The organism is Paenibacillus sp. S-38 (assembly GCF_049942825.1).
Taxonomy (GTDB): domain Bacteria; phylum Bacillota; class Bacilli; order Paenibacillales; family NBRC-103111; genus Paenibacillus_G.
This window is the reverse complement of the sequence record NZ_CP187970.1, coordinates 4,428,606-4,446,880: the sequence shown is the minus strand read 5'-3', so window position 1 is coordinate 4,446,880 and position 18,275 is coordinate 4,428,606. Positions and strand designations below refer to the sequence as shown.

The 18,275-nt window shown below is 63.4% G+C and carries 11 protein-coding genes; 10 read left to right on the top strand and 1 reads right to left on the bottom strand.

What is annotated here, in order from left to right; translation table 11 throughout:
- Positions 1-1,032, bottom strand: a complete 1,032-nt coding sequence (locus ACP26L_RS19820) for a hypothetical protein (RefSeq protein ID WP_426445680.1) — start codon at positions 1,030-1,032, stop codon at positions 1-3.
- Between the two features lie 209 nt (positions 1,033-1,241).
- Between ACP26L_RS19820 and ACP26L_RS19815 the strand changes: the two genes are divergently transcribed.
- The 10 genes from ACP26L_RS19815 (at position 1,242) to ACP26L_RS19770 (ending at position 18,195) form a co-directional block, all read left to right on the top strand.
- Positions 1,242-2,435 (top strand): iron-containing alcohol dehydrogenase, encoded by a 1,194-nt coding sequence (locus ACP26L_RS19815; protein ID WP_426445679.1) that lies wholly within the window; start codon positions 1,242-1,244, stop codon positions 2,433-2,435.
- Positions 2,436-2,448: 13 nt separating this feature from the next.
- Positions 2,449-3,348, top strand: coding sequence for a 4-hydroxy-tetrahydrodipicolinate synthase (gene dapA, locus ACP26L_RS19810; RefSeq protein ID WP_426445677.1), 900 nt, complete (start codon positions 2,449-2,451; stop codon positions 3,346-3,348).
- A gap of 190 nt (positions 3,349-3,538) precedes the next feature.
- Complete coding sequence (locus ACP26L_RS19805; RefSeq protein ID WP_426445675.1) at positions 3,539-4,177, top strand: SGNH/GDSL hydrolase family protein; 639 nt, start codon at positions 3,539-3,541, stop codon at positions 4,175-4,177.
- 144 nt (positions 4,178-4,321) lie between these two features.
- Positions 4,322-7,057 (top strand): family 78 glycoside hydrolase catalytic domain, encoded by a 2,736-nt coding sequence (locus ACP26L_RS19800; protein WP_426445674.1) that lies wholly within the window; start codon positions 4,322-4,324, stop codon positions 7,055-7,057.
- Positions 7,058-7,103: 46 nt separating this feature from the next.
- A complete protein-coding gene (locus ACP26L_RS19795; protein ID WP_426445672.1) occupies positions 7,104-8,408 on the top strand; it encodes an alpha-L-fucosidase in 1,305 nt (434 codons plus the stop codon).
- 50 nt (positions 8,409-8,458) lie between these two features.
- A complete protein-coding gene (locus ACP26L_RS19790; protein WP_426445671.1) occupies positions 8,459-11,173 on the top strand; it encodes a hypothetical protein in 2,715 nt (904 codons plus the stop codon).
- A gap of 129 nt (positions 11,174-11,302) precedes the next feature.
- Positions 11,303-13,786, top strand: a complete 2,484-nt coding sequence (locus tag ACP26L_RS19785) for a glycoside hydrolase family 95 protein (RefSeq protein ID WP_426445669.1) — start codon at positions 11,303-11,305, stop codon at positions 13,784-13,786.
- Positions 13,786-14,784 (top strand): sialidase family protein, encoded by a 999-nt coding sequence (locus ACP26L_RS19780; RefSeq protein ID WP_426445667.1) that lies wholly within the window; start codon positions 13,786-13,788, stop codon positions 14,782-14,784. The genes ACP26L_RS19785 and ACP26L_RS19780 overlap by 1 nt, the downstream gene beginning before the upstream one ends.
- Positions 14,785-14,930: 146 nt before the next feature.
- Positions 14,931-17,144: an MGH1-like glycoside hydrolase domain-containing protein gene (locus ACP26L_RS19775; RefSeq protein ID WP_426445665.1), complete on the top strand. Its 2,214-nt coding sequence runs from the start codon at positions 14,931-14,933 to the stop codon at positions 17,142-17,144.
- On the top strand, positions 17,131-18,195 hold the full coding sequence (locus ACP26L_RS19770; protein ID WP_426445664.1) for a sialidase family protein: 1,065 nt from the start codon (positions 17,131-17,133) through the stop codon (positions 18,193-18,195). Before ACP26L_RS19775 ends, ACP26L_RS19770 begins: the two co-directional genes overlap by 14 nt.
- The last annotated feature ends 80 nt before the right edge of the window (positions 18,196-18,275 follow it).

The window sequence follows — 18,275 nt, the reverse complement described above, 5'->3', positions numbered from 1 at the left end:
TCAGCCTCCCTGCACCGGGCAGTCCCGCCCGATCGGCTGCGAAGCGGCTACCGAGATCGTCCGGAATTCCCGGCCGTAATTCACGGTCGGGTCGCCCGGCCGGGTAGGCCGGCATGAACAGTAAAAATGGTACAGCACCCCGTCGTGCGTGATGACGGAGGGCTTGTGGGCAAAGATCGAGTCGATGCTTCCTTCCTCGCCGACACGGAGAATCGGAAGCGGGTGCTTGGTCCAGTGGAGCAGATCCGAAGACAGGGCGATGCCCTCCTGGGCTTTACGGTAATCGAAGCCGAAGTAGTACATGATCCAGCCCGCATCGTCCTGCAGCACACACGGATCACTGACAAATCCGCTGTCCCACGCGTCCGGGGTGACCTTCAGCACAGGGTTCCCTTCATACCTCTTCCAGTTGAAGAGGTCCGTGGAGAAGGCGACGCCGGTCTGCTCCAGCCAGCGGCCCTTGTTCTTATTTTTGGCGTTATAGAACAGGTAAAAGCGGCCTTCGTGCTCGATCAGGCATTCCTTGTACAGGCCGCCGCGTTCCCAATCCGCACCTTCCTCGGGCGTCAGGATCGGATCGGGCACCCGGTGCCACTCCAGCAGGTTCTCATCCTCCGTCCAGGCCAGCCCGATCTTGGCCGAGCCTTCCTCATAGCCGTAGTCGGGATACGCATGGTAGACGAGCCAGTACTTGTTCTTCCACTTTTTGAGCACCGGCGGGGCATCAATCCGGTTCTCCTTGAGAATCCAGGTGCCCGCCACATTTCGGGCATCCCATCGGTCCTCCTCGCTTCTGGACAGGATCACGGCCAGGTGATTCCAATCGAGCAGATCATCACTCGTGGCCAGGGCCGTCTGGTACCCCGTCCCGTCGAATCCCACATACATCATATAAAAGGCACCGTTATGGCGGAAAACGAAAGGGCAGTCCACGCCATTCAGGTCAAAACTCCCGGGCTGTCCCGAGCCGACGAGTACGGGTTCCCCCAGCTTGAATGGCGTCAAATAAGGTTGGATGTTCAAAGGCCACACTCCTCGGTTTGCGTGTCTGCCGTCGCCCGCTTCCGGGCTTCGGCTGCCATCGGAATACTTTCAGGATAATATCCGTGCCTGTGTTGATGTGGGGGTGGAACGAATCCGAACTATAGGGGGATCACACCCTGAGGCTCCAACCGCATTGACTAGCGCCCGGGGCGGGCGTAGGATGGGGGCAAATCCGCAAGCGAAACAGGAGAATGCTTATGACGATAGCAAAAGAACCCGCCTTGTACGGCTTCCGGACCGCCGGCAGCATCCTGGTCGGCCGCCATGCGCTGGAGGGGCTTCCGCAGCGGCTTCGCGAGCTGGGGCGCTTCCGCCGGGCGGCCATTGTCGCTCAGCCGTCGGTGCTGAGGCAGGGGACGGTCGACCGCATGACGGCCATGCTCCGGGAGGAGGGAATCTCCTCCTTTTGTTCGACGGAAGTGCAGCAAGAACCTACTGTAGACAATATCCGGGGAGTGACGGAGAAGATTTCCGCCGAGCGGCCGGATCTTATCATCGGCATCGGGGGAGGCAGCGTGCTTGACGCCGCCAAGCTGATCTCCGTGCTGCTGACCGATCCGGCGGACCTCCATACCCTGATCGGTATCGACCGGGTGGCCCGGCCGGGACTGCCCACCGTGCTCATCCCCACGACGTCGGGAACCGGATCAGAGGTGACGCCCAATGCCATCGTTACCGTGCCGGAGCAGGAGCTCAAGGTCGGGATCATCTCCCGGCACCTGCTTCCGGCGCTCGTCATTCTCGACCCGGTGCTGACCCTGTCTCTGCCGCCGCAGATCACGGCGGCGACGGGAATGGATGCGTTCACACACGCGTTCGAATCGCTGATCTCGAACAAAGCGAACCCGCTCAGCGACATGTTCGCGATGGAATCGATCCGCTTGATCTCCCGAAACCTGCTGATTGCTTACCACGACGGCGGGGATCTCGAAGCCCGGGAGAGCATGCTCCTCGGCTCGATGTACGGCGGAATGGCCCTGACAGCCGCCGGGACAGCGGCCGTTCATGCGCTGGCCTATCCGCTTGGCGGCAAGTTCGGCATCCCGCACGGGGTGGCGAACTCGATGCTGCTGCCGCATGTAACGGCCTATAACCGGGATGCAATCGGGGGCCGATTGGTCCTGGCGGCGCAGGCGATGGGGCTGGCGGGCCCGCACCTGCCGGAGGAAGAGGCCGCAGACCGGGTGATTCTCACCCTCCAGGAGTGGACACGGCAGCTCGGCATTCCGCAGGACCTGCGGACCTATGGAGTAAGTGACGGAGACGTGGACGCGCTGACCGCGGCAGCGCTTCAAGTGACAAGACTGCTCGCCAACAATCCCAAAGCGGTGGACGCCGAAGCGGCTGCGGCGCTGTACCGCAAGCTGCTGCCTCAGCCTGCAGACCAATAAGGAGATGAAGAGAATGACTTGGAAGCCTGCCGGGATCATCCCGGCCCTGATTACCCCCTTTGATGCCGGCCAGCAGCTCGATGAAGCCGCACTCCGCCGGTTGGTCCGGCGTCTTGCCGCCTCGGGGGTGCACGGTCTGTTCGGACTGGGCACGAATGGCGAATTTTTCTCCTTGACCGAAAGCGAGAAGCTCCGAGCGGCCGAGATCATGATGGAAGAGGCCGGAGGGCTCCCGGTGTATATTGGTGCAGGCTGTGCAGCCACTCACGAAACGATCCGGCTGGCCCGTCAGCTGGAGCGTCTTGGTGCTAATGCGCTGACCGTGATTACCCCTTACTTCCTGTCGTTCACCCAGCAGGAGCTCATCGGGCATTTTCGCGCGGTGGCGGAGGCCACGAGCCTGCCGATCCTTCTCTACAATATCCCGGCACGTACAGGCAACGCGCTCGCGCCAAAGACAGTGTGGGAGCTGAGCCGCATCCCCAATATCGTGGGGATCAAGGACAGCAGCGGCAGCTACGATACCATCCTGCAGTATCTGGAGTACGCGGGGCCGGAGTTTGCCGTTCTGGCCGGTACGGATTCGCTCATCCTGTCCACGCTGATGGCCGGGGGCCAGGGGGCTGTTGCGGCTACAGCCAACGTGTTCCCGGAGACCGTGCGTTCGATCTATGAGCTCTGGCAGCAGGGGCGCCTGGCGGAAGCGGAGGAGCAGCAGCGGAAGCTGCGTGCCCTGCGGAGCGCCTTCGCGCTCGGCACGCTGCCGTCGGTGCTGAAAGAAGCGATGAACCGGATCGGGCTGCCGGCCGGCCTGCCGCGTCTGCCGGTGCAGCCGCTGGGACCGGATGCCCGGGCCGAGCTGTACGCTGTCATGGACCGTTACCTGGCGGAGGGAATGCAGCCGCAGGCATGACGCAGCTGCCGGCCGCAGCTTTTGCCGGCAGCCCGAAGGCCTGCTGGTCCGGCCTAGCAGGCATTGCAGCCAGGCCGGCATGCGGCTGCTCAGACCACTCGATAACAACCCAATAGCCCGATCATTTAACGCCCCTGTACACCGGGTGCATTTGATTTTGTCACTTTACCCTCAAGGAGGATTTCATTCCATGCCCTTCCAGGCCAAGGACCGCATCGTATTCATCGGTGACAGCATCACCGACAAGGGAAGAAAGAAAGATCCGCTGAAGCTCGGCACCGGCTACGTCCGGCTGCTCCGCGATTACCTGATCGCCGCCTACCCGCACCTGTCGCTCAGGATCATCAACGAAGGCGTATCCGGCAACCGGGTGACCGATCTCGAGAAGCGTTGGACGCTGGATGTGCTCGACCACCGGCCCCAGTGGGTTTCGATCTCCATCGGCATCAATGACGTATGGCGGCAGCTCGATTCGCCCGATATGGAGCAAGTGTATCCGCAGCGGTACGAGGAGGTCTACGCCCGGCTGCTCGAGCAGGTGAGGGAGATTCCGGGCTGCCGCCCGATCCTCATGGAGCCGACGGTGATCAAGGAATACCCGGAGTCGACAGGCAACAAGCTGCTGCAGCCTTATGTGGAGGCCGTGCACCGGCTGGCGGACCGCTACGATGCTATTCTCGTACCGACCCACAAGGCGTTCCTCGACTATCTCCGCTGCGACACCGGGCATGACCTCACCACCGACGGCGTCCACATGAACCCGCTCGGCGACATGCTCATGGCCTCCACCTGGCTGAAGGCGGTTACCGGTGCGAGCGGCCGCCTATAATCATGACCTGTTCGGCCTATAACCGGGGTGCCGTATTCCTGTAAACTGAACCCAGTCACGGCGCACCCCTCCATGGAGACCCGGCACGGGCACTCTGCAAAGGGGACGAAGTGGTTCAACTGAACGATACAGGGGAGTGAATCCATGAGAATCTTCGGGCTTCGTACGGAATATGCCGAGAACCCGCTCGGTCTTGATACCCCAGCCCCCCGCCTCAGCTGGCTGCTGGAATCCGGGCGGCATCACGATGTGCAGTCGGCTTACCAGGTGCTGGTCGCAAGCCGGCCGGGCCTGCTGCGCGAGGGAACGGCCGATCTGTGGGACAGCGGCCGGGTGGACACAGACCAATCCGCACATGTCATCTACGGGGGAAGACCTCTTGAATCGAAACAGCATTATTATTGGAAGGTTCGCGTATGGGACGGGGAAGGGGAGGCTTCCGGCTGGAGCTCCAGCGCCTATTGGTCCACCGGCTTCCTGAACGGGGAGCCTTGGCAGGCCGGCTGGATCGGGAGGAAGCTGCCCGGGACGGAAGACGCCTCGGCACACACGCTTCCGCCTGTACCTTACCTGCGCAAGGCGTTCCGGGTGCAGGGGCCGGTCCGCCGGGCGATGGTGTATGCCACAGCGCTCGGCGCGTATGAGCTCCACCTCAATGGAGAGCGGGTTGGAAGCGATTACCTGGCGCCCGGCTGGACGGATTACCATACCCGCGTCCAATACCAGACGTACGATGTCACGGGGCACCTCTCCGAAGGAGAGGCCGTAATCGGCGCGCTGCTCGGCACCGGCTGGTATGCCGGCCATGTCGGGATGTTCGGAGCCCACCGGTACGGTAATACGCCTTACCTGCTCCTGGAGCTGCATATCGAGCTGGCGGACGGCACGCGTCAGATAGTGGCATCCGACGGGACTTGGAAGGTCTTCGCAAGCCCGATCCTGTATTCGGATCTGCTCAAGGGAGAGGCCTATGATGCGCGGCTGGAGCCCGAGGGCTGGAATCGGCCCGGGTACGATGACGGAGGTTGGGATACCCCCGCCGTGCTGGAGCGCTATACGGGCATTCTGACCGCGCAGGTCGATCCCCCGGTCCGGGTCATGGGCGAGCTGCTGCCTGTCAGCATGAAAAAGACCGAGAGAGGCACCTACTTGTACGACATGGGCCAGAACATGGTCGGCTGGGTACGGCTGCAGCTGGAAGAGACCCGGGAAGGGCAGGAAGTGATCGTAGGCTGTGCCGAAATGCTCAATGAAGACGGGTCGCTGTATACGACCAATCTCCGGGAGGCGGTGCAGGAAGAACGGTACCTGCTGCGGGAAGGCGGGCCGTGTGTGCTTGAGCCCCATTTTACATTCCACGGCTTCCGGTATGTCGAGGTGACAGGCCTGACGGCCGCCCCTACGCTTCACACGGTTGTCGGCAGGGTGGTGCATTCGGGGGTGACGGACACAGGCAGCCTGGAGACGTCCGACCCGAGACTCAACAAGCTGCTGAGCAACATCCGCTGGGGCCAGCGGGGCAACTTCCTCAGTGTGCCGACGGACTGCCCGCAGCGCGACGAGCGGCTCGGCTGGACGGGCGATGCCCAGATCTTCGCCCGCACGGCGAGCTACCAGATGGATGTGGCGCGTTTTTTCCATAAATACATGCTCGATGTCATCGACGCACGCCTTCCCTCCGGAGCTTTCCCTGACGTCGCACCGGATGCCGGCTGGGAAGCGTTCAAGCATGCGAGCGAGGTGCTGAACTGGCATGCGCCGGACAACGGCGGCTGGGGGGATGCGGGAGTCATCATTCCCTGGACCGTCTACCAAATGTACGGGGACCAGCGGATTCTCGAAGCCTGCTATCCGGCCATGAAGACGTGGGTGGATTATTTGGAGCGGCATTCGCCGGGTCTGATCCGCCCCGGGTATTCGAATTACGGCGACTGGCTGTCCATCGGCGCGGATACGCCGAAGGATGTGCTCGATACGGCTTATTTCGCCTACAGCACCGCCTTGACGGCCAAGACCGCCGGGGTGCTGGGCCTGGAGGATGAGCAGACGCAGTATTACGGGCTGTTCCAGCGCATCTGCGACGCCTTCCGCACCGCCTTTGTCAGCGGAGACGGCCGGATCAAAGGGGAGACCCAGACGGTCTATGCGGTGGCACTGCAGATGAACCTGCTGGAGGGAGAGCTGCGCCGGAAAGCGGCGGATCATCTGGCCGCTAACGTGCGTGCCCACGGCAGCCGCCTGACGACGGGCTTCCTTGGCGTAGGATACCTGCTTCCCGCCCTGTCGGAGAGCGGGCATGAAGACACCGCTTTTGCCCTGCTGACGCAGGAAGCGTTCCCTTCGTGGCTCTACTCCGTCAAGCACGGCGCGACGACGATCTGGGAGCGCTGGGACGCCTGGACGGAGACCGGGGGCTTCCAGAACCCGGGCATGAATTCCTTCAATCACTATTCGCTCGGCTCGGTCGGGGAATGGATGTACGCGAACCTGCTGGGGCTTCGTCCATCCGAAACGCACCCAGGCTTCAAGCGGTTCGACATCCGGCCGCGACCGGGCGGCGGGCTCACCTATGCCAAGGGCGAGTTCAAGTCGGTCTACGGCACGATCCGGATCGGTTGGAAGCTGGAGCGGTCCCTGTTCTCCCTGCAGGTGGAGATTCCCGCCAACACGGCAGCCGACGTCTTAGTGCCGGGAACAGTGCTCCCGGACGAAGTCTCAGATGGGGACGATGCCCGTCTGATCTCTACCGGGCCGGAGGGCACCGTCTATCGGGCCGGGTCGGGCAGCTATACGTTTGTATCGCGGCTTGCAGCTGCCCATGGCGAAGCTCTCTCGGAGGGTGCTGCCGCCGATCCGGCAAGCGAAGAGATCGGAGCGTGAGCCGGGAATCCCGGCTCCGCCTATACAGACAAGGAGGAACGTGCGCATGACGTATGATGTTCAGCCGACGACCGGGGACAGCGGATGGTTTACGCGGGACCGGTTCGGTCTTTTTATCCATTGGGGATTGTATTCACTCGGGGCCAGGCATGAATGGCTGCAGTCGAGGGAGCGGTCCAGCACGGAGGCGTACGGGGCCAAATATTTCAAACGCTTCGATCCCGATCTCTATGATCCCGAGCTCTGGGCGCAGCTGGCCCAGGAAGCGGGCATGACCTATTTCGTCGCCACGACGAAGCACCATGAGGGCTTCTGTCTGTGGGACAGCGAGCTGACCGGCTTCAAGGCGCCGAATACGCCGGCCCGCCGGGATGTGCTGCGTCCGATGGTAGACGCCTTCCGGGGACGGGGGATGAAGGTCGGCTTTTACTACTCGCTGCTCGACTGGAATCACCCCCATTATACGGTCGATCCGAAGCACCCGCTGCGGGAGAACGCCGCGTTCATCGAAGAGAGCGGCAGACGGGACTTCTCCCAGTACCGGGATTACCTGTACGGCCAGACGGAAGAGCTGCTGACCCGCTTCGGAAAGATTGATCTGCTCTTCTACGACTTCTCCTTCCCGGGAGAGGGCGAGCTGGCGGGCAAAGGAAAGGACGACTGGGGCAGCGATGCTCTGGTCCGCCGTATCCGTGAGCTGCAGCCGCAGATTCTGCTCAACGACCGTCTGCAGGTGGGGGGAGACATTACGACGCCGGAGCAGTACATACCGAAGGCCTGGGTGAACGTAAACGGGAGGAAGGTCGTCTGGGAGACGTGCCATACGTTCAGCGGCTCCTGGGGCTACCACCGCGAGGAGTCCTCGTGGAAGAGCGTCGAGATGCTCGTCAAGATGCTGATCGACGTCGTCTCCAGGGGCGGCAATCTGCTGCTGAACGTGGGGCCGACCGGGCGCGGGGAGTTCGACGAGCGGGCGGTCGACCGCCTGAAGGGCATCGGGACATGGATGCGGCGGCACAGCCGTGCCATCTACGGGTGCACCCAGGCGCCCGAGTCGTTCCCGTGCCCTCCGGACTGCCGTCTGACGTACAATCCGCAGACGAACCGGATGTATCTGCATGTGTACAGCTGGCCGTTCCGCAACATCCATCTGCCGGGCTTCGCCGGCAAAGTGGAGTATGCGCAGCTGCTGCATGACGCTTCGGAGATCCGCATGAAGGAAGGCTTCGTTGCCAGCGGCATCGAAGAAGGCGCCTTCCGCGAAGGGCGGGATGAGACGACGCTGACGCTGTCCATTCCCGTGAAGCAGCCGGATGTGACCGTTCCGGTGATTGAGCTGTTTTTAAAATGAGAGGGCCGACGGTTCAGCACCGGATGGCGATAGAGAAGGGAGCACCCGAGATGAGAGCAATAACGGTCGCACTTGCGCCGGATGCTGCGCCCCGCGTGGCTTACGGGGTCCGCAAGCTCCGCGAGGCGCTGGAGACCTGCGGCTACACGGTCCATGTGGAGGAGACTTCCTGGACATGGGACGGCTACCGGGAGGTGCCAGGGACGAAGATCTATGCGGGGAACCGGAAGGAGTCCCCGCTGCTTCAGGAACTGGAGGCACGGGATGTACTCCTGTATCATACTCCGGACCCGGAGGAGGAAGGCTTCTATCTGGCCTCGCTTCCGGGAGGGCTGACGGCCGTATCCGGAGGGAACGATTCCGGGGTGCTGTACGGATGCCTCGAGCTTGCACGCCGGGTATTCGCCGCAGGCCGGCTGCCGGACGAACTGGCCTTCGGGGACGCCCCGCAGATGAAGCTTCGGGGACCAGCGATCGGCCTGCAGAAGACCACGGTCGAGCCGCCGCGGCTGACCTATGAGTATCCGGTCACACCCGGCCGCTTTCCCTGGTTCTATGACCGGGGGCTGTGGACCGATTTTCTCGATATGATGCTGGAGGAACGCTGCAATGTCGTGTACTTGTGGAGCGGCCATCCGTTCTCGTCCTTCGTCAAGCTGGACGATTATCCGGAAGCGCTCGAGGTGACCGAAGAGGAATTCCTCCTGAACACCGAGATGTTCCGCTGGATTACGGAGGAGGCGGACCGTCGGGGGATCTGGGTGGTACTGAAGTTCTACAACATTCACATCCCGCTCCCCTTCGCGGAGAAGCACGGTCTGAAGCAGCACCAGCCGAAGCCGCTGCCGATCACGGCCGATTACTACCGCAAGTCCATCGCCGCCTTCGTAAGCACCTATCCGAATGTCGGACTGATGGTCTGTCTCGGAGAAGCTCTGCAGGGACAGATCTACGGGGTGGAATGGTTCACCGAAACGATCCTCGCGGGCCTGCTCAACGGGCTGGCGCGCTCGCAGGTGAAGGAGAAGCCGCCGATCATCCTCCGTTCGCATGCCATTGAGCCGATGAAGGTCATCGAGGCGGCGCTGCCGCTGTACCCTCGCCTGTTCACGGAAGCGAAGTACAACGGGGAGTCGCTGACCACCTTCACCCCGAGGGGCAAGTGGCAGGAGACCCATAACCGGCTCGGCTCGCTCGGGTCGATCCATATTGTCAATGTGCACATCCTGGCCAATCTGGAGCCGTTCCGCTTCGGCGCACCGGCATTCATCCAGCGCTGCATGCAGGCGGCAAGATACAGGCTCGGCTCGAACGGACTGCATCTGTATCCGCTGTTCTTCTGGGATTGGCCGTATTCGCCGGACAAGGTCCAGCCCCGGCTGCGGCAGCTCGACCGCGACTGGATCTGGTTCGCGGCCTGGTTCCGCTATGCGTGGAATGCGGACCGCGACCCCGAAGCCGAGAGTGCATACTGGAGCGGGCAGCTCGCGAAGCGTTACGGCAGCCGGGAAGCCGGGGAAGCGCTGCTGGACGCCTACGAGGCGTCGGGGGCGTGCGCGCCCAAGCTGCTTCGCCGCTTCGGCATCACGGAAGGTAACCGCCAGACGATGAGCCTCGGCATGACGATGAGCCAGCTGACGAACCCGGAGCGGCATATGCCGTGGCCGGACCTGTGGGAATCCCAGTCGCCGCAGGGCGAGCGGCTGGAGGCCTACGTCCAGCGGGAAGTCCGGGGCGAGCCGCACCTCGGGGAGACGCCGCCGGAGATTCTGGAGGCGTGCCTGCGGCATGCGGAAGAAGCGGCGGACGCCGTCGAACGCGCACGGCGCCATGTGAACGACAGCCGGGAGGAGTTCGAACGGCTGGCGGACGACGTGGCGGCGATCCGGCTCATGGTCCGTTCTTACGCTTGCAAGGTTAAGGCGGCGATCCGGGTGCTGACCTACAAGCATACGGTGAAGGGCGACTACTTCCAGCGCCTCGATCTGCTCGAGTCGGCGGCGGAGCTGCTGGAGGAGAGTCTGGGATACTACCGCGAGCTGGCACAGCTGACGGCCCGGACATACTCCTTTGCGAACAGCATGCAGACGCCGCAGCGCAAGGTGCCTGTCCGGGGCGGCCTGGAGTACGGGCACTGGCAGGCCTGCCTGCCGGTATACGAAGCCGAGCTGGAGCACCTGCGCCAACACATCGGCGAGCTGACCCGCGGTGATCTGCCGCAGGCGCTTCGATCCCTGGAGGAGGCGATCACCGCGTACCGCGAGGTTCCGTTCACGCTGCTGACCAAGGAGGCCGAAGTGTACCGGGTCACCAAAGAGGCCTGCGTCTTCACCGACGGCGATATTCATATCGTCGGCACTGCGGAGGAGCTAGACGGGCTGACCGGCATCCGGTTCAGCCAGATGGCGGCAGGCCGGGAGGGCGTGGCTCTGGAGCTGGAGCTCCATCAGCCGTCTAAGGTGCTCATCGGCTACTTCAATTCGAAGGATGAGCAGTGGCTGCAGGTGCCGAGCCTCGAGGAGAACACGCATGCGGACGACCAGGGGGGCTACGCGCCCGTCCTGCGCAAGGGGCTGCGGCTGTACGCCTATCCGTCGGTGAATGTCCACGCCTTCCGTTTCGGAGCGGGCCGGCATACGGTCGACCTGGGAAGAGGGGCTTACCTTGTGTTGGGCGTGATTGCGGAGGATCAGGAGCTGCGGGCAAGAGACGTGGAGCACAAAAACAACGGCGTCGACACGCTGGATTGGCTCTACGAGGCTTGAGCCAGGAGGCAAGTCGTGCAGCTACGGAGCGGGGGAATGGGGGATCGGGGATCGGATGGTCCCGAGGCCCCCTATTCCCTTTTGCAGGAAAGGAATGGACAACAGCCTGAGAGGAAGAGGAGGACCCCTATGAGGAGCCAAAGAGAGCGATCGGTCCTGTGGTACGAACAGCCGGCCGACAACTGGTTCGAGGCGCTGCCCGCCGGCAACGGAAGGCTCGGTGCCATGGTATTCGGCGCTACCGGGCGGGAGAGAATCGCCCTGAACGAGGATACGCTGTGGTCGGGCGAGCCCAGAGATACCGTGCGGGAGGACGCACATCTCCATTTGGACCCTGCAAGAAAGCTGATCTTCGAGGGACGCCACGCGGAGGCGGAGGAGATCATCGAGCAGTACATGCAGGGGCCGGATATCGAATCTTATCTTCCGCTGGGCGATCTCGAGCTTCAGTTCGACAAGGAAGGGGAGATCACGGACTACCGCCGGGAGCTGATCCTGGATGAAGCGGTGATCCGCACGCAGTACAGGGCGGCCGGGGCGTTCCAGACCCGGGAGCTGTTCGTCTCGGCGGCCGATCAGGTGCTGGCGCTCCGGATCGAGAGCGAACAGCCGCTGAACTTGACGATCTCGCTGGGCAGTCCGCTGCAGTACGCCGTCCGCCGGACAGGAAGCAGCGGCATGGCCCTGTCGGGCCGCTGCCCCGTCCGGGTGCTGCCGAACACCGTGCGCTCGGATGAACCCGCACGGTATGAGGAGGGCCGGGGCATCGCATTCGAGGCGGCCCTTCACGTCACGGCCGAGAAGGGTCGGATCGAATCCTCCGGCGGCCGGATCCGGGTGGTCTCCGGCCGGGGCGTTACGCTGCTGCTTGCCGCAGCGACAAGCTATGACGGCTTCGACCGTGACCCGGCAGCAGCCTCGCTCGCCGGGCAGCCCCGCGCCGTGTGCGCGGAACGGCTCCGAGAGGCAGCCGGGCTGGGCTACAGCCTGCTGAAGGAGCGGCACATCCGCGAGCATGCGGAGAAGTACGGGCGCGTGGACCTGGAGCTCGGCGGAAGCGGAGCGGACTACGGAGTGGATGCGGCCGCCCTTCCGACGGACGCCCGGATCCGTGCCGCAGCCCAAGGCGCGGACGATCCGGGGCTTGCGGCACTCTTTTTCCAGTATGGACGCTATCTGCTCCTGTCCAGCTCGCGGCCCGGCACGCAGCCGGCCAACCTGCAGGGGATCTGGAACGACAAGCTGCAGCCGCCCTGGTGCAGCTCCTGGACGGCGAACATCAACGTGCAGATGAACTACTGGCCGGCGGAGGCCGCCAATCTGGCGGAATGCCATGAGCCTCTGCTGCGGTTCGTGGACGACCTGCGTGTGACCGGCCGCCGGGCCGCTTCCGTGCACTACCGGAGCCGGGGCTGGACGGCCCACCACAATATTGACCTGTGGCGGACCGCCACACCGGTCGGCGGGTCGCCGAGCTGGGCGTTCTGGCCGATGGCCGGCGCCTGGCTGTGCGAGCATTTGTGGGAGCATTACGCCTTCAGCCGGGATGAGGAGTACCTGGCCCGGGCGTATCCCGTGCTGAAGGAAGCGGCGCAGTTCGGGCTCGACTGGCTTGTGGAAGGGCCGGACGGTTTTCTGGTGACGTGTCCGTCCACCTCGCCGGAGAACCATTTTCTCACCGCGGACGGAAGCCAGGGCTGCGTCACCTATGCCTCCACGATGGACATCGCGCTGCTGCGCAATCTCTTCGGCCGGTGCATGGAAGCCAGCCGGCAGCTGCAGAAGGATACACCGTTCCGCGCGCTCCTGGAGCAGACGCTCCGGCGGATGCCGCCTTACCGCATAGGCAGGCACGGCCAGCTGCAGGAATGGGCCGAGGACTTCGGGGAAGCGGAGCCGGGGCACCGCCACACGGCGCATCTGGCCGCGCTCCATCCGCTGGAGGAGATCACGCCGGAGGGCGAGCCCGAGCTGGCCGAGGCGAGCCGGAAGGCACTAGAGAGACGGCTGGCGCACGGCGGCGCGCATACCGGCTGGAGCTGCGCCTGGATGATCTCCCTGTGGGCCAGGCTCGGAGAACCGGAGACCGCGCACCGATTCCTGGGCGAGCTGCTGGCGGGGCTCCACCCGAACCTGACCAATGCGCACCGCCACCCGAAGGTGAAGATGGACATCTTCCAGATCGACGGCAGCCTGGCGGGCACGGCCGGCATCCTGGAGATGCTGCTGCAGAGCCACCGGGGAACCGTACGCCTGCTCCCGGCCCTGCCCGAGAAGTGGCGGGAGGGGCGGGTCCGGGGGCTGCGGGCCCGCGGAGGCTTCGAGATCGACATGGAATGGAAGGACGGCAAGCTGATCCGGGCGGTGCTGATCTCCCGGGCAGGCCAGCCATGCCGCCTGTCAGCGGGTGTGCCTGTCGTGATTACAGGAGACGACGGGGCACTTGTCACCGTGGAGGCGGAGCGGGACACGATCGTCCGGTTCCCGACCGAGGCGGGAAGGCGGTATGAAATCACTGCCTCGGTCCAGCAAAGGGCATCTGACCCTCCGGAAGTCTCAACAACTTCCACCGCATCCCGTCCCTCAGCCGCATATCAAGGAGGCGAACTCTAATGACCGTTCAGCTGCGCGTGACCGATCCGTGCAAGGAATATATCTTCGAAGACGAGCGGCCCTTCGCGAGCTGCCATGCGTCCACAATTGAGCTGCTGCCGGATGGCGGCGCCGTCGCCTCCTGGTTCGGCGGCTCGAAGGAAGGCGCCGGGGACGTGGCGATCTGGGTCGCGCACCGAGGTGCCCAGGGCGGGTGGACCGCACCACACCTGGCCGCAGGCTATCCCGGCACGCCCCATTGGAATCCGGTGCTCTTCCGCAGGGAAGACGGCACGCTGCTTCTCTACTACAAAACGGGTATACGCATCGAGCATTGGTCCACGCTCGTGATGGAATCCACAGATGACGGACATAGCTGGTCAGGGCCAGCCGAGCTGGTCCCGGGAGACCGGGGCGGGCGGGGGCCCGTCAAGAACAAGCCGGTCCGCCTGACGGACGGCACCATCGCCGCACCGGCATCCCTGGAGCCGGCCTGGGACTCCTTCGTCGATCTGTCACTGGACGGCGGACGGACGTGGACCAGAAGCGGTGACGTGCCGATGCCTGCGGACCGCAGTGCGTTTCTCGGCAAGGGCATCATCCAGCCGAGCCTGTGGGAGTCGGAGCCGGGCTGCGTGCACATGCTCACCCGGAGCACGGCAGGCGCCGTCTACCGCAGCGACTCCGCCGATGGGGGACGCACCTGGTGTCCGGCTTATGCGACCTCCCTGCCGAATAATAACAGCGGCCTCGACGTGGCGAAGCTGGGGGACGGCACGCTGGCGCTGGTCTGCAATCCGACCCGGCCGGAGCCCGGCAAGCACAAGGGGCCGAGATCGCCCCTTGTGCTTCTGCTCTCGCGGGACAACGGCGTCAGCTGGTATGGGGAGACGGTGATCGACGAAGGGGAGAAGCAGTATTCGTATCCCGCAATCGTCGCGAGCGGCAGCCGGGTCCATGTGACCTACACCTGGAAGAGGGAGCGGATCGCCTACTGGTCTGCGGATCTGATCCCCTGAGCCGCTTCGCCTGTAAGCAGAATCGCCCTATACATTGAGACGATAACCACCTCGGAACAACCATTGGGATTTTTTATAATTAATGATAATAATAACCTCAGTATAGAGAGTAGGGCGAGAGAACAATGATGTCAGGAGCAAAGCGATTGGACGATGAGCTCCAGGCCGGGAGAAAATCGCTCCGTACGCTGCCGGGAGCGCTTCTGCTCGGGTCGACGGGGGCCCGCTTGTGGGCGGATTATCTGGATCCGGTCCCCGGTTTCGAGGGACGCTTTGATTTTATCCACAAGGTGAACCTTCCCCTGCTGTTCGCGGTGCGAAGCAGTCCTGCCGTAACCTTCGAGCCCTGCCGGACGAATTGGCGGCCGAGCCATCTGAGCATGGAATTCGAAGCGAGCCGGCTGGCGTTCTCCGAGCGCAAGTTTATCACCTGGAACGACTGTGCCGTCTCCTGCCAGACATGGACGAACCGCAGCGGGGAGGAGCTGGTGCTCCGCCTCGATACCTACGGGGAGGCGTTCGGGAAGCGGGAGGGAGACCGGCTGAGCGGGTCGTTCGCCATCGAGCACTACAGCTTCACGATTACGGGAGTGATTGCCGTCAGCGACCGTGATCTGCTGGACGGGGTAAGGGTGCCGCCCGGTCAGTCGCGGACCTTCATCATTGCCGCGGCCTTCGGCATCGATGGGGTGGATGAGCCCGGCACGCTCTCCGAACGCGCCGCCTCCATAGCAGAAAGCGGCCGAACCGCAGAGGAGGTCTTGGAGGCCCAGCAGAACGAATACGAAGCCTGGTTCGACCAAACGCCCGGCTTCTCCAGCAGCGACGAGCTGCTCGACCGTACCTGGCGGTACCGCTGGTTCCTGATGCGCCACAATCTCGCCGATCCGAAGTACGGCAACCTGGCCCACCCGCTGTTCTACGAGGGGCGGTCCCACAAGAAGAGCAAGACCCCCTTCGGCAAAGGGGGCTGGGAATTCAGCAAGCTCATCAACCTCTCCGTTCCCCTGCATACAATGGACGCCCGGTGGCACCATGACCCGGACTATGCGCTCGGCGCTTACCGCAATATGATGGCGGCCCCGGGGGAGGACGGCATGCTGAGCTGTCTGACCGTGGACACGGTGATGCATTCCTTCGCGAACTTCGGGAGCTGGGCGGTGTATCAGCTGTTCCTGGTCCACCCGGACCGCAAAGCGGCGGAGGAACTCCTGCCTGCCCTGAAGCGGAATACCGAAGCCTGGTGCACCGTGTACGGCAATGAGCGGGACGCCCTGATGATCGAATACAAGCATACGCGTACGGGCAAGGAATACCAGCCGAGCTACTGGTATTTTCACGATTACCCGAGGAATCCCAAGGACAAAGCGACGTACACGCCGCTGAAGCGGGTGGACCGCACCGTGTACCACTACCTTAATCTGCTCGGCATTGCGGGGTTGTGCGAAGAACTCGGCGACCCGGAGGCGGAGCGGTACCGGGAGCAGGCGGAGGCGGTTAAGGCCGATGTGCTGGACAAAATGTGGGACGGCGAGTCGCAGTTCTTCTACGACCTGCACCACGAAACCGACGAGAAGGCGCTGGTCAAAAATATCGTCGGCTTCTATCCCGCCTGGGCCCGAATCATCGATGAACGCCATGACGGCCTGATGGAGCATCTGTTCAATGAGCAGGAGTTCGGCACGCGCTGCCCGTTCCCGTCCGTCTCGGCCGACTGCCCGGCTTATGCGAAGGAAGGCGGCTGGATGGGCCACTTCGTCAAGGGGCGCAACGGCTGTGTCTGGGACGGTCCGACCTGGCCGTATACGAATTCGGTCACATTGGACGCGCTGGCGAAGGAGAGCAGGCGAAGAGGCCACCGCTATGACGGGGAGTTCGGCCACTACCTCCGTGAATATGCGTTCCTGCATTTTCAGTACCGCGACCTGAACCGTCCGGGGCTCGTCGAGCACTACAACAGCGCCACCGGCGAAGCCCTGAGTGATGAACAGGAATACAACCATTCGTATTTTATCGACCTCGTGGTGTCCCACGTCGCCGGCTTGTCGGTCGGCCGGGAAGGCATCAGGCTCGATCCGCTGGATATCGGACTGGACTGGTTTGACCTGGACCGCGTGAAGGCGGCCGGCACGATGCTGCGTATCACTTACCGCCGGTCCGCAGAGACCCCCGTTACACCGGGGGCGCCGGAGATCGAAGAAGGCTTCCGGGTCTATGCCCATGGCCGGCTCGTGTTCCAGGCCCCCGGATTGACCGGGACGAAGCTGAACTGGGAAGTCCTGAACGGGCAGGAGCCGGGGACCGAAGGAAGCGGGGAACAAATACCAAGCAGGGAGTGCTGCACATATGACCCGATTTAACGGAATTGTTACGCAACATGAAACCGATCCGAGGGTACGGGAAGCATTCCTGCCCGTCCTGCATCCGAATGACAGCCATGCGGCCAATCTGCTTGCACTGGATAACGGGGATCTGCTCTGCACCTGGTTCACGGGCAGCGGGGAAGGCAACCCGGACACGAATGTCGTCCTCTCGAGGCTTCCCGCCGGCTCGGACCGGTGGACCCCCCCCGAACAGCTGTCCTCGGACCCCGAACGCTCCGAGCAGAACCCGGTGCTGTTCCAGGCGCCGGACGGGCGGCTGTGGCTGCTGCATACCTCGAACGAACCCCACAACCAGAAAACTTCGCGCATTGTCCGGCGGCTCTCCGAGGACCGCGGGCAGACCTGGGGACCGGCTGAGGTGATCGCGGACCATCCCGGCATCTTCCTGCGTCATCCGCCGGTTGTGACCGGCAGCGGGGACTGGGTGCTCCCGGCTTATTACTGCCGGCTCGACGGCCACTACAGCGTGGTGCTCCGCAGCTCCGACCAGGGCCGGACCTGGACGGAGACGGAAGTGCCGGGCAGCGTCCACCGGGTGCAGATGAACATCGTTCCCCGCAGCGACGGATCGCTGCTGGCCCTGTACCGCAGCCGGCTGGCCGACCGCATCTACATGAGCGAATCGGTTGACGATGGACGTACTTGGAGCCCGCCGGTCAAGAGCACGCTCGCGAACAACAATTCCTCCACGCAGGCGGCAAGGTTACCAGACGGCCGCATCGCGCTTATCTACAATGACTCGACGATGGAGCGCGACCAGTTCCGCTGGGTGCAGCGAAAGGGAGAGACCCGGAAGAAGCCGCTGCGAACGCCGCTTACGCTCTCCATCTCCGAGGATGACGGCCGCACCTGGCCCCATACCCGCAACGTGCAGATGGCGGATCTGGAGTACAAGGAATCGGAGATCGGCTACTCCTATCCTTCTATTATCGCGCCGGGGGACGGCCGGCTGCACATCGCCTTCTCCTATTTGCGCAAGGGAATTAAATATGTTTGTGTTCCGGAAAATTGGTTGGTTGAGAACTGAGCGAATTCGGTGGAATGTGCCGACAGTAATCGTCAAAAACGATGCTGACGGACAGCTCTGGGAGAACTTTGCAATATTCT